Origin of the sequence: Bacillus marinisedimentorum, assembly GCF_001644195.2 — a bacterium.
GTDB classification, from domain to species: Bacteria; Bacillota; Bacilli; order Bacillales; family Bacillaceae_O; genus Bacillus_BL; species Bacillus_BL marinisedimentorum.
Genome location: NZ_LWBL02000067.1, coordinates 26,409 through 39,401, shown reverse-complemented (window position 1 = coordinate 39,401; position 12,993 = coordinate 26,409). Strand labels below are relative to the sequence as shown.

At 42.7% G+C, this 12,993-nt stretch carries 9 protein-coding genes and 1 pseudogene; 4 read left to right on the top strand and 6 right to left on the bottom strand.

Annotation, left to right across the window (positions count from 1 at the left end):
- Positions 1 to 176 precede the first annotated feature (176 nt).
- Positions 177 to 1,646: a betaine-aldehyde dehydrogenase gene (betB, locus tag A4U59_RS19015; protein ID WP_070121713.1), complete on the bottom strand. Its 1,470-nt coding sequence runs from the start codon at positions 1,644 to 1,646 to the stop codon at positions 177 to 179.
- Positions 1,647 to 1,923: 277 nt separating this feature from the next.
- On the opposite strand from betB, the gene cudC reads away from it, so the two are divergent.
- Together cudC and A4U59_RS19005 are read left to right on the top strand one after the other, a co-directional pair.
- On the top strand, positions 1,924 to 2,475 hold the full coding sequence (cudC, locus tag A4U59_RS19010) for a choline uptake/conversion transcriptional regulator CudC (RefSeq protein ID WP_070121712.1): 552 nt from the start codon (positions 1,924 to 1,926) through the stop codon (positions 2,473 to 2,475).
- A gap of 179 nt (positions 2,476 to 2,654) precedes the next feature.
- Entirely contained in the window at positions 2,655 to 3,560 is a 906-nt protein-coding gene (locus A4U59_RS19005) for a glycine betaine ABC transporter substrate-binding protein (protein WP_070121711.1), read from the top strand.
- 865 nt (positions 3,561 to 4,425) lie between these two features.
- On the opposite strand, the gene betA is transcribed toward A4U59_RS19005, so the two are convergent.
- Positions 4,426 to 6,111 (bottom strand): choline dehydrogenase, encoded by a 1,686-nt coding sequence (gene betA, locus A4U59_RS19000; RefSeq protein WP_070121710.1) that lies wholly within the window; start codon positions 6,109 to 6,111, stop codon positions 4,426 to 4,428.
- Between the two features lie 549 nt (positions 6,112 to 6,660).
- On the opposite strand from betA, the gene A4U59_RS18995 reads away from it, so the two are divergent.
- Positions 6,661 to 7,446, top strand: a complete 786-nt coding sequence (locus A4U59_RS18995) for a SurA N-terminal domain-containing protein (protein ID WP_070121709.1) — start codon at positions 6,661 to 6,663, stop codon at positions 7,444 to 7,446.
- 562 nt (positions 7,447 to 8,008) lie between these two features.
- Positions 8,009 to 8,958: pseudogene (locus A4U59_RS18990) on the top strand (DMT family transporter).
- Between the two features lie 250 nt (positions 8,959 to 9,208).
- Here A4U59_RS18990 and A4U59_RS18985 read toward each other — a convergent pair.
- The 4 genes from A4U59_RS18985 to A4U59_RS18970 all read right to left on the bottom strand — a co-directional run bounded on the left by A4U59_RS18985 (position 9,209) and on the right by A4U59_RS18970 (position 12,980).
- Positions 9,209 to 10,030, bottom strand: coding sequence for a pentapeptide repeat-containing protein (locus A4U59_RS18985; protein WP_070121708.1), 822 nt, complete (start codon positions 10,028 to 10,030; stop codon positions 9,209 to 9,211).
- 289 nt (positions 10,031 to 10,319) lie between these two features.
- Positions 10,320 to 11,153, bottom strand: a complete 834-nt coding sequence (locus tag A4U59_RS18980; protein ID WP_070121707.1) for an NAD(P)-dependent oxidoreductase — start codon at positions 11,151 to 11,153, stop codon at positions 10,320 to 10,322.
- Between the two features lie 195 nt (positions 11,154 to 11,348).
- Positions 11,349 to 11,546, bottom strand: coding sequence for a hypothetical protein (locus A4U59_RS18975; RefSeq protein WP_169824006.1), 198 nt, complete (start codon positions 11,544 to 11,546; stop codon positions 11,349 to 11,351).
- A gap of 147 nt (positions 11,547 to 11,693) precedes the next feature.
- The gene (locus A4U59_RS18970) at positions 11,694 to 12,980 is read right to left on the bottom strand and encodes a TIGR02679 family protein (RefSeq protein WP_070121705.1); all 1,287 of its coding nucleotides are present in this window, start codon (positions 12,978 to 12,980) and stop codon (positions 11,694 to 11,696) included.
- Between the last annotated feature and the right edge of the window lie 13 nt (positions 12,981 to 12,993).

Here is a 12,993-nt window from a genome sequence, read left to right as displayed (position 1 = left end):
GAGCAAATTTCGCCAAGCCGGAAAAAATCGCCGCTGAAAGCAAAAACCCCGAAAACCCGCTGACCGATCAGCAAGGGTTATTTATTTGAAGAAATAAAAGGAGTGCCTCCCGCTACCCGAGTTCTGCCGAATCAATAGGTGATTCGACAAACTTCGGGTGGTGACAGGCACCACGTTTAAAACCAGTTGATCGGTTCCGGTTTAAGGTTTTGGTATATATGCTTTGTTTCGGTATATTCTTCAATACCCGGTCTTCCCAGCTCGCGCCCGATACCGGACTGCTTAAATCCGCCCCATGGTGCATGCGGGAAGTAGAGGTTGAATTCATTAATCCAGACAGTGCCCATTCGCATCTTTGCTGCACATCGTTCAGCTTTTACAATGTCGTTTGTCCAAACGCCGCCGGCAAGTCCGTAGATAGAGTCATTCGCAAGCTTTATCGCTTCCTCTTCTGTACGGAATTTTTCAACCGTGATAACAGGGCCAAAAGCTTCATCTTGGACAATGCTCATATCTGATTTACAGTCTGTAAAGATGGTAGGAAGGTAGAAAAATCCGTTTTGCAGTTCCGGCTCTTCCGGACGGCTGCCGCCAACGGCTAATGTTGCACCTTCTTTAACACCTGTTTCTACATACTTTTCCACTTTCGCAAGGTGCTCAGCTGAAATAAGCGGACCCATTTGTGTATCTTCGTCAAATCCGTTTCCGAGCTTGAATTTTTTCACGCGATCAACAAGTGCGTTGACGAACTCATCATGAATGCTTTCTTCTACAATCAGTCTTGTCCCAGCGGAACATATTTGTCCTGCGTGGAAGAATACCCCGTTCAATGCCTGGTCAACAGCCACCTCGAAATCAGCATCAGCAAAGATGATGTTCGGGTTTTTCCCGCCCAGTTCAAGCGCAAGCTTCTTCACATTGACGCTTGCTGCCTGCATAATCTTCTTCCCGGTATCAATCCCGCCAGTAAAAGAAATAAGGTCCACATCGATGTTATCAGAAAGCTCTGCACCAACTGTATGACCGGCACCAAGCACAAGGTTGGCGACACCAGCAGGCACGCCTGCCTCTTCCATCAGTTCGAATACTTTGATCGTCGTAAGTGGTGTAATTTCACTTGGCTTCATAATCAGTGTGTTACCTGTAACTAATGCCGGAGCCAATTTCCAGGATGCTTGCAGCAATGGGTAGTTCCAGGGTGTAATCTGGCCACAGACACCAACAGGTTCGTGAACGACCTTACTGATCGAGTTCGGCACTGGCGACTCAATCAGTTCCCCGCTATTTTTATCTGCCAGCTCTGCATAATAACGGAACACTCCTGCGATATCATCCATATCCCAACGGCTTTCCTCTACTGTTTTTCCAGTATCTAAAGATTCCAGTCTGGCAAGCTCTTCTTTATCTCTTTCTATTAATTCAGCAATTTTCCTGACGATCGCGCCTCTTTCTGCTGCCGGAACAGAAGACCATTCTCCGTTATCAAATGCCGCTCTTGCTGCAGCGATTGCCGCTTTTGCATCTGATTCATCACCTTCTGGAACAGCGGCAATCACTTCCTGGTTAAATGGATTAATAATATCACGCGTGTTGCCTGAAATCGCTCCCACCCATTCACCATTTATGTATTGTTGTTTTAGACTCACATCTATCAACTCCAGTTTTTAAATAATTAAGTTTGTTAAAAATTTATTTAACGTTCTGGTAATCATAACATGGTCATTTCAAAGCTGTCAAAAATCTAAATTCAAGAAAGAATTAAAATTAACTTGAACGGTTGGGATTGCTAGGTTTGTATCATTTGCAACAGGTTAACATTGCGTTTTCCATTTGACATATAATCTGAACACGTTATCATAAAGTTTGTGAAGAATATTTAATAAATATTTAATGCGGTTTACTTTCAATTGAAGGAGCAACTTGATGAACGAATCCACTGAAAGATCGAAAATGAAAATAGAAGAAGCCAAAAATAAAGTCATTGGCACCATTGCAGAAACAATGGATTTGTATGGGGTAACACCAGCTGCAGCAAATTTATATGCGACGATGTACTTTAAAAATCAGATGACTCTTGATGAAATGCGTACGGAGCTCGGAATGAGCAAACCGAGTATGAGTACGAGCGTCCGCAAACTCCAGGAAATCGAAATGGTGAAAAAAACATTTACACGCGGTTCCAGAAAACACACCTATGTCGCTGAAAAAAACTTCTTCCGTTCCTTTATGGCGTTCTACTGCCAAATGTGGGAACGCGAAGTGAAAATGAATATGGAAGCAATTGAGGAAGCGCAAGAAGATTTTATCAATGTCATCAAAGATTCCGCCAGCACGCCAGAAATTGTTGCAGAGGCAAAAGAATACTATGATCAGTTAGAAGAATCCAAAACATACTATCACTGGCTGGAAGACTTAGTTGCAAGCATAAAAAGCGGCAAGATATTCGAATTTATACCTAAAGATAACCAGGATTGATATTAGGCAAATCAATAGAAAGATAAACGATCGCCACCCGCTAAATGAATCGTGCACTTATCCCTTTACTGCTAAGGGATAAGTCAGTGCTGTACCATTGTTAAATTATTTCTTAACGTTTTTAACGTTTAGAATAGATTTTTGTTTAATCCACATACTAAAAAGGGGAGTTTTTCAACATGGACAAAGGGAGAAAACAACTTGGTTTAATCTTAGCACTGCTTATGGCTGCTGTACTGGCAGCATGCGGAAGCACTAGTGAGGAAAACAGTGAAGCAAAAGCAGAAGCTCAAGACACAGAAGGAAGTAATGAAGAATTGACGATTGGCCAAATTAACTGGGCCGAAAATATTGCAGTTACAAACATGTGGAAAGTGGTTTTAGAGGATAAGGGGTATAACGTAAAATTAACGTCATTGGACATGGGGGTTACGATGAGCGCGTTAGAAAGCGGTGACCTGGATGCCAGTTTAGAGGTATGGTTACCGGTCCAGGATGCTAATTATTTAGAAAAGTACCAGGATACTGTTAATTTTTCAGAAGCTACCTGGTATGATCATGCAAAGGTCGGGCTTGTTGTTCCAACCTATTTAGAAGAGGTTAATAGTATAGAAGACTTAAATGAACATAAAGATTTGTTTGATGGAAAAATTACCGGGTTCGACCCTGGCGCAGGTACGATGGAAGTCACCGAGCAATTAATTGAAGAGTACAATCTTGATTTTGAACTAGTGCCAAGTTCTGAACCTGCAATGTTAGCTGAGATCGAAAAAGCAACAGCACATGAAGCACCGATCGTGGCACCACTTTGGAGCCCGCACTGGGTATTCTCCAAGCATGACTTGAAGTTCCTTGAAGATCCGAAAAAGACATTTGGCGGAGTAGAGAAAATTCACCATGCGACGAGACACGGATTTGAAGAAGATTATCCTAAAGTGAGCGAATGGTTCAAAAACTGGAAGATGGATGATCAGCAAATCGGCCAGCTTATCGACTATGTAGAAAGTGCAGAAGATCCTATGGATGGGGCTAAGAAGTGGGTCGATGAGAACCAGGAGCTGATTGATGAGTGGGTAAAAGAATAGGTGGAAGAATTGAAGAAGCTGGTCTCTCCTTTTTGGTGGGACCAGCTTTTTTGTTTCGGTTCTGTGGAAGTTTCATGTTGATGTTTGGGGTTTCTTAAAGTTATCCGTTCCTTTCCGCTGCAGGCATTCGCTTTCCGCGGGGCGATCGGGGAGCCTCCTCGTCGCTGGCGCTCCTGCGGGGTCTCCCCTGTTCGCTTGTCCCGCAGGAGTCTCATGCCTTCCGCTCCAATCCACTCAGTTGAATAACAACAATTTGCAGAACCACTGAACAACTTTGATTCGTGATTCTTTACCATTTTGGACATTCAAGGTGAGAATAAAGGAATTGATTTATATGATAATTCAACAAACCAGAGATTTGCGATAACAGAGAGTCCTCTCATTAAAAGAATACGCGGCTGGATTGCTTGTTTTCATCCAAACCACCGGTTGAATAAAATAAAAGCGGGACTTCTTATCACGTGCCAGTTGATTGGCGCGGAAGGGGCTCGACTCCTCGCATTTCCTTCGTGCGGTGAGGATTCGAGGAGGCGTATTCCGTCCTGTGGGAGCAGGGACAGCTGAGATCCCGCAGGACATTGAAAAAGCTTCTTCGAATTGACACCGCACGAAGAAAATTGGTTTTTATTTTCGAGGAACGTAGCGAACGAGGCTCACCGCCCGCCCCGCGGCAAAGAAGACACTGTGAGTGCGGCCGGAGGGAAGTATGAACGGATGCCGTCTTTGTGCCCTGGTGAAAGCGAGCCCCTATTTCTTAAGAGAGGGCCAGGTCTATTTCCCAGCAAAAAAAGAGACGGCCCTCTTTCATAAATGTATTCTTGCAAATACATTTTGAAAGAGGCCATCTCATTGAAGGCATTATTGCTTATGCTTTTACTGTGCCTGCGTCGGCTGGGTGTACGCCATGACGGTAGTAGTCGGCATCGATCGGCTCCAGCGGTTTGCGGCCAAGGATGATGTCCGCTGCCTTTTCCGCCAGCATCAATACGGGTGCATGGATATTGCCGTTCGTGACATAAGGCATGGCAGACGCATCGACAACCCGGACATTGTCGAGTCCATGGACCTTCATTGTCAGCGGGTCTACGACAGACATTGGATCTGAAGCTGGCCCCATTTTTGCCGTGCAGCTCGGATGAAGTGCAGTCTCGGCATCTTGTGCCACCCAATCCAAAATCTCTTCGTCTGTCTGAACGGAAGGACCAGGTGATATTTCTCCCGAATTATAAGGTGCCATAGCTGGCTGAGACATGATTTCACGTGAAATCTTTATCGCTTCAATCCACTCGCGGCGGTCCTGTTCGGTCGAAAGGTAGTTGTAGACCATGCTCGGATGCTCTTTCGGATCCGTCGAACGAATCTTCAACGAACCTCGGGCATCGGAGTACATTGGGCCGACGTGCACCTGGAATCCGTGCTCGGTGTCTGCTTTTTTCCCATCGTACCGTACCGCTACCGGAAGGAAGTGGAACATCAAATTCGGATAGGCGACGTCCTCGTTCGAACGGACAAAACCCCCACCTTCGAAATGGTTGGTTGCTGCCGGGCCTTTGCGTCCGAGCAGCCATTGCAAACCGATCCACGGCATCCGCGCTTTATTCAAGTTAGGCTGCTCAGAGACCGGCTGCGGACAAGCGTACTGGATGTAGGCTTCGAGATGATCCTGAAGGTTTTCACCTACACCCGGAAGATCAACTACCGGTTTGATGCCAAGTGAACGCAAGTGTTCAGCATCGCCAACACCTGACAGTTGCAGCAGCTGCGGCGTATTGATTGCACCCCCGGCCAGAATCACTTCCCCTGCACTGACCTGATGCGTCTTCCCGTTTTGCTGATATGTCACACCGGTTGCTCGGGTACCATTGAAGTCAATATTCGCAACAAAAGCACGCGTTTTTACAGTGAGGTTCTCGCGCCCCATAGCCGGATGCAGATATGCCCGTGAAGGCCCAAAGCGCCGGCCTTTGTACACATGCTTATCAAACGGCCCGAATCCTTCCTGGCGAAAACCGTTCACATCAGGAGTCCGTGAGTAGCCAGCCTCCACAGCTGCGTCAAAGAAGGCCTGGAATAAAGGATTAGTTGCCGGCCCGCGTTCCAATTTGAGAGGGCCGTCGTGGCCGCGAAACTCATCATCCCGGTCGGAGGCTAAGGCATTTTCCATCCGTTTGAAATACGGGAGACAGTGCGCAAAATCCCACGTTTCCATACCCGCGTCTGCTCCCCAACGCTCATAGTCCATTGGATTGCCTCGCTGGAAAATCATTCCGTTTATAGATCCCGAACCTCCGAGCACCTTTCCCCGGGCATGCTTAATACGCCGTCCATTCATATGAGGTTCAGGATCAGATTCGTATCGCCAGTCGTAGAATGGTTTTCCTGCCGGAAACGGCAAAGCTGCCGGCATTTGGATCAAGAGGTCCCATGAAAAATCCTTACGCCCTGCCTCTAACACAAGAACACTGCGTGTCCCATCTTCACTCAGACGGTTGCCGAGCACAGAACCCGCACTTCCGCCGCCGATTATTACAATGTCATATGTTGCATTCATCTTGAAGTCCTCCTTGGATGCTTAAACAAAAATGAAAAGCATTTATTTAAAAATTTGTTATAAAATGGAGCTAATAGTTTGCTAGTTTTTTAATCCACTAATGGTTCAGGTACGAGATACCGTTTCTATTTAATCTCCTAATCTGTATATTCCACCTATCGTCTAATGCCAGAGTATTTCTATCAACCCACGAATATGTAGAAAATACAGGTGGTTTTCTTTTTCGGAATAAACCTAAACCTGCACCCTGTGGATGAACATCCCTTTTGTTTACTTTATTAAATTTTTATTTAACATTTTTAACTTTTTAAATATAACATAGTGCATTTTTTTTGTAAACCGACGCTAAAAAAGCGCCTGCCACTACCCTATTGAACTGATTACTATTCGACACAATACGGGTGGTGACAGGCACCCCTTTATAACAAAATGTTTGTCTATCTTACAAACACATTACATTATCCTTTCTGCAGTGGCTTAGGGTTTCATTTTGCTTCAGGTCTATACTATAATAGCCACTAATGATTGATTGAAGGGAGAACAAAACTAATGAAAAAGTTTTCATATCTAGTAATAACTGCATTCTTCATCCTGCTTTTAGCAGCTTGCGGAGGAAATGAAGAGTCAAAGGACGATAACGGTAAGCAAAAGGAAAACAAGCAAGAACAGCAAGCCGGCCAGGAAAATAACCAAAATCAACAGAAACAAGCTGAGGACATGCAAAAGAAAATGGAAAAACAGCAAGTTGATGAAGATAAGACCGTTGCTGTCGTTAACGACAAAGAGATAAAAGGCGGTGAATATAATTCCTTGCTCTCTCAAAACCAAGCGCAATATCAGCAAATGGGACAGGACCCGACTTCAGGAAAAGCAGCAGAACAGTTAAAAAAACAAGTCCTGGATGCGCTCGTAGGACAGGAATTGCTGCTTCAGGAAGCAAAATCGAAAGGATATGAAGCTTCTGCGGACGATGTCGAGAAACAAATGAGTGGCATAAAAGAACAATATGGGGATGAAGAAGCATTAAACAAGGTGCTGGAACAGAATAACCTCACAGCAAAAGAACTTGAAAAACAGATTACACAGTCCCTGATGATCGAGAAATATGTTGAAAAAGAAATCAAGACAGATGAGGTAACCGACGAAGAAGCAAAAGAATACTATGAACAGATGAAAGCCCAATCGGGTTCACAGTCTGAGGGTCAAGAAATGCCGCCGTATGAAGAAATAAAAGGGGAAATAAAGAAACAGCTGGAAAGTCAGCAGCAACAAGAAAAACTAATGGCAAAAGTGGAAGAACTTAAAAAAGATGCAGATGTTGAACTGAAAATATAATTGTCAGCTCTTCAGGTTTGATTCTGGAACAGAAAAAAGAAGAAGAAGACATAAAGCCAAAGCTTTGAGCAAAACAAAGCTTTGGCTTTTTTTATGGCTTGTGTTCAGTGGAGTTTCAGAGGTTCGTTAATCTTGGACTCCTCCGTATTCCCATTTATAAAAAACGTTTTTGTGACATAGTCAGTGGTGTGATAACAGACATTCTGGCTGTTGGGTTTCTTCGGAAGGTGCGACTGTCAGACCTGAAACCAGGTGCTCAAATACAGGTGCAGAAGATAATAACGTCATGAAGCATAACAGCCGACTTCCAGCCTGCCTTTGCATCATGACAATGAAAGCAGGTTTTCCGGCACCACTTTCAAAGCATCGACTCCCTTATCGAGGAGTTGTATAGGTATAAGAATTTAAAGGAATTACCGTATACACCTTTCTTAAAAAACATATCTATTTGATTAGAGACGTAAAGTGGATTGTTTGGCCCCCTTGAAATTTACGTTATTAGGCCGCGTTATGTTTCTGATACGTGAAGTTTCGCACCTTACTACTCTTTAGGAGGCATACGATGCGGTTTAAAGGTGTGGGCTTAGCTATGCTGGCTGCAATATGTTGGGGCATGAGTGGGGGAATTACCGGTATTTTAATGAACAGGGGCTGGGATGCGATTGTGATTTCACTTTACCGGGGGCTGTTGGATTTATACTTTTTTTCGCGTGGTTTCTCTTTCGCTTCAAGCAAAATTGGATCTTCTCCACTCGGTTATCCATTTGGTCCTTACTAGCGGGTATTGGCGTTGCCGGGAATTTCACTTTTTATTTTCTAAGTATCCAATCCTCAAGCAATGCTGTTGCCGCCACTCTAATGTACACCGCACCTCTTTTCGTCCTGTTAATCTCCTTTTTATTACGAATAGAACGTTCGACCTGGTTTAAATGGGGATGCATTTCCAGTGTCCTTATAGGGATTATTCTGCTTACAGGTGCCTACAACACCGATTCGGCTTCAGTGAGTTTTCTGGGGGCGGCTACGGGGCTCGCTTCCGGACTTTCCTATGCTTTGTTTATATTCGGGTTTAAAAATGCCTCTTCCATCGGAAAGCCGCAGACCATCTTAACGATCGCTTTTTTCTCGCTTTGTCTCATCCTTCTCCTTTTTGCGGACAATGATGAAGCAGCCGGTGTGTTGACGTCAAGCGACATAGGATGGTTTCTGCTGTTAGGAATCGTGGGTGCCGGACTTTCATTTATATTTTATATGATTGGCATTCGACGGACTTCCCCGTCAACGGCTTCGATGGTCTCAATGATAGAACCGGTGACAGCTTCATTATTCGGCGTTCTGCTTCTTGGAGATCATTTGGCCTTGACTCAACCTCTTGGAATGGGGATTATCATGGTTACGATCACCGTGCTTAGTGTGAAGCAGTCTGGCTGGAAGTACAAAGGGACAGATTCATTGTCCCAAGAAAACGGGGATACACCTGTCCCTTTGTCTCAGGTGACCAAATCAGGGTAAATGTATATCTCCAACTGGCGCAAGAAATGAAAAAAAAATTACATTCCTGATTATAAACCCAGTGAAAGTTTTTTGGCCCAAGCGTATTAAAGGTATCAAATATCCAATCGAATGTTGAATTAATGAAAATCTCATTAGCCTTACCTTATATTATCGAGGTTATATACTTGAACCAACAAACCTAGTTAACAAAACTGGGGGCGTTTGTTCCAAGATTCCCCCCGATACAGGAATACTTGAGTTCAAGGTATCATCGAGAAATCTTAATTAAACTCAGCCAGTGCATTGGCTTATCTAGATACTCTGGAATTTTAGTCCTTGCATCTCCTTTAGCAGAATTGATTTGTGACTGAGTTAAAAACAGTGCTTCATTTAAGTTAGCTCCACTGAAGTTTGCATCTCTAAGATCAGCTCCAATGAAATCAACCTTTCTCAAGTCACTATGTTTTAAATTAGCAGCAATCATAAGTTTTCCTCTAAGGTCCTCTCCGCGTAGGTCCTTACCATTTAAGTTGGCTCCTATATAATCTGAAGTTTTTATCTTCTTTGTCTTATTTATGAAAGCTGCTCGGTATAGTTTGCTTGTCTCTACTAAATGTTCATTTACAAGCTTTCTGTGAGTTGGAACATCAAGGTCTAATATCTCTTCAGGGGTTTTTGAAGTTAATTTAACTGTTTTATTATATATCTCTAGCAGGTTAGATTGAATTGGAATGGTTTCTCTTAAGTTTAGGGCTTGTTTAAGATACCAAAGCATCTCATGTAATTGTTGGACAATAGGAAAAACCGAAAACATTTCTTCGGCACGCTCATCACATTCTCGCCAACTTCTTCCTTCATATAGTACCTGGGAAACATGCTGTCCGGCACCGAAACATTCATAGGTTATACAACCATTGAATCCTCTATCTTTCAATTGGTCATGTATAGAACATAAGTGATTCGAATATAAGTTTTTGCAAGGTTCTCCTCCCTTTTTATCAAAAGGAAAGTCTGCTGATTTAGCAAAAGGCAATGCTACACAGCATAACCCAAAGCATTCCATACAATTAGACTTTAATTCTTCATTCATTATCTAACACTTCCTATATTAAAAATTTCTCTAATTACAATTATTAGTGAAATGTTTACCATTCTCAAGATATGTATTGTAAAATATTTCATTTTCACCCATTTTGATTAGATTATCTCGAAACTGAGTCTTCCTCAATCTTGCCCTATACATGAAGACTCAGTTTGCCCTTTGCCACATGCATCTTTTAACATCTCCAAATTATTAATCCTGGTGCCCGGCTCATATTTAAGAATAAATGAAAAGCCTCTCAAAAGTTTATAAACTCTTGAGAGGACAGGCACCTTAATCAGGTTTTTGGTTTTTCTTTTCCCATAGAGTCAAATAATTGTGTAGAGGATAAGGCATTGAAAGGTAATGTGACATTGTGTTTAAGCCCTTCGTTGTAAGATGCTTTTAAGTCCGTAATCAGAACGCCCAATGACGTATCTGCAGTCCATTCAGAAATATCATTCCAATTTCGGACTACCCAACTATCACCTGTACTTACTTGAAGCAAGTTTAATATCTCTTCCTCAGGCAAGTCATATGTATTCGCTAATTTAAGTCCCTCAGCCACTGCATTTATGTTAATGCCTAAAATCATATTATTAATTAACTTTGCTGCCTCGCTATTACCTGGCTTATTACCGTAGTAGAACGTATGGGAGCCTATCGCATCAAAGTAACCCTTAAAAGATTCCACGATTGTCTCAGGACCTGATGTCATAATTGATAAAGTACCAGCCTCAGCACCTGGAACCCCACCGCTTACCGAAGCAGAAATGATTTTTAATTCACTTTCTTCTTCGACTTTCTTACCTAATTCATTCATTGTATCAGGGTCGAGAGTACTCATGACAATAACTGTTTTATCTTTAGGCTGGGCAGTTAATAGACCATTTTCTCCAAAAATAATGTCAACATTTTGGTCATAGTCACGAACCATTGAGATAATCGCTTCGTCAGCTTGCTCTGCTACCTCTTTTAACGTATCTGCCATGGTTATTCCAGCACCGTTTGCCTTTTCATATATTCCTTTGAAAGCGTCATAGCCTATCACTTCAAAACCGGCTTTCTTTAAATTAACCGCCATTGGAAAGCCCATCGCTCCCAGTCCTACAAATCCAATTTTTTTACTCATTAAAATTCCTCCTCCTTTTAAAAAGTTATAATCTATCCCATCAAAAACTTTATAAAAAGTTGATTATGCTTCGTGTTTATATGATAAGTCGACACAATGGCGTTAACGTTATGACCTTAAGAATCATAAAGCTAATCCTGGAGAAAACATGATAAAAGGATTAATTTCGACATATTTCGGGTGGTGACGGGCACCTTAATTAATCTCTTCAAGCTTATTCTTAACTGCTTCTTCATCAGTGACAAAGTAATATGTAGCACCGTTTATCGAATAGGGCTCGTCAAACCATATACCATTATTAATTGCTTTCCAATTAAAACGATTTGCTTCTGTATGTTTTTTGAAAAACCTTGCTGCCTCTTGAATACTTGTACACTCTTTAAGTAATTCCACTCCTTTATAAATATTAACTGGTATCTCTGTTTTATTTTGTAGCTTCGGCCTTTTTCTCTCCATTTTATCACCTACATTTGATGGTTTAATTTAGAAAAACCACAAAAACCGGAGGGACAGGTACCTTGTCCCACTAAAAAATGATTCCTATTTTTCAGCAACTTTCAAATCGTTAATCATAATCTCCAGCAATGCCTCCTGGTAACCTGCTCTCTTAAGCCTCTTCATCTCATCAACTACATCTGACAACCCGGGTTCTGTTAGACTGTTAAGCTTAAAAAGACGTTCCTCGGAAATGCTAACAGTGGGATTAGATTTCTTATATGAATCGAAGCTCATCCTCCAGTATTCGATATTATCCCGATATCGTTCTTTTAACCTTACAGCCATGGCCAGGCCCTCCGGATCAAAATCTCCCGCATAGCTTAATTTGCAGCCGCTCGCAACCATCATATCCAATAACCTTAAAGCAGCAAGTTTGAATTGGCCATGAGTGCAAATTAACGGTGCATGCGGAACTGCGTCTAAAAGACTTGAGAAAACGCCAGAGTTTTCAACAATCCAAACTTTAGATTTCCTGTTTTGGGGGTACACTTTTCTAACTTTCAGCAACTCCCGCATCGGAACATTCATGACGCTTGCTGTTTCAGAAGCTGCTTTCCACATTGGGTGTTCCCCTTTTTCGGTTTCTGCTGTTATGTTGGCACATGTTACGTAATTGGTGATGTCATCACGCAGCAGGTTGAAATCCATTAACAAATCATTGATGCTTTCGGTATCAGCAGGAGGTGCAGACATATTTTCTGCTCCCCTTTTTACATGTAAGACATGTATCCAAAGCTTACCCAGTTCTGTTGACAGATCAAATGCATGTGGATTGCCGGCGATCCTCTGGCTGAAAACTGGCAATCGTTCGTAATCTGCAGGCAGCTTTGCCATTGCTCGTGAAAGGGTTCTACAATAGTCCGCGAATCTCTCTTCATCCAATAATCTGTTGATCCAGTATGTATCTGGGGAGCGGCTCTGAAGATGCCTGAACCAAAAGGACAGGTTCAGAAATTCTGCAGAAAGCCGTGCCAGTTTTTTCTGCTGCTCAAGTTGCTTTTGTTCCTTCGCCTCTTTCTTAGTGACCAGAGGCTCGTCAAAGTAGCCTTGCAGCAAATCCAATAGCCCCAACCCTTCAAACTTGGTTTCCTGAAGCTTTCGTTCAAAGGAAAGGAGGGTGATCGTTCCCTTTGCTTTCAGCCTGTCCACGTCATCGCCAAAGAACCGGGCTATCGATTTGATTTCTTTTTCCTGAAAATTGGTTAATCTAACAGATCCTCCTATTCTGCCATAAGATTCATATTTCTTTTTGAAAAGGGAAAAGAGGCGGTGAAAACCGGGATCACCGCCGAAATAGTCTAATGCTTCTTGCAATGGGGAATCAGCCATTTTTCTCATCCTT

Bases quoted from the DNA above. Each gene is read 5' to 3' on its own strand.
- cudC (WP_070121712.1), top strand. From the start codon at position 1,924: ATGAACGAATCCACTGAAAGATCGAAAATGAAAATAGAAGAAGCCAAA.
- A4U59_RS19005 (WP_070121711.1), top strand. From the start codon at position 2,655: ATGGACAAAGGGAGAAAACAACTTGGTTTAATCTTAGCACTGCTTATG.
- betA (WP_070121710.1), bottom strand. From the start codon at position 6,111: ATGAATGCAACATATGACATTGTAATAATCGGCGGCGGAAGTGCGGGT.
- A4U59_RS18995 (WP_070121709.1), top strand. From the start codon at position 6,661: ATGAAAAAGTTTTCATATCTAGTAATAACTGCATTCTTCATCCTGCTT.
- A4U59_RS18985 (WP_070121708.1), bottom strand. From the start codon at position 10,030: ATGAATGAAGAATTAAAGTCTAATTGTATGGAATGCTTTGGGTTATGC.
- A4U59_RS18980 (WP_070121707.1), bottom strand. From the start codon at position 11,153: ATGAGTAAAAAAATTGGATTTGTAGGACTGGGAGCGATGGGCTTTCCA.
- A4U59_RS18970 (WP_070121705.1), bottom strand. From the start codon at position 12,980: ATGGCTGATTCCCCATTGCAAGAAGCATTAGACTATTTCGGCGGTGAT.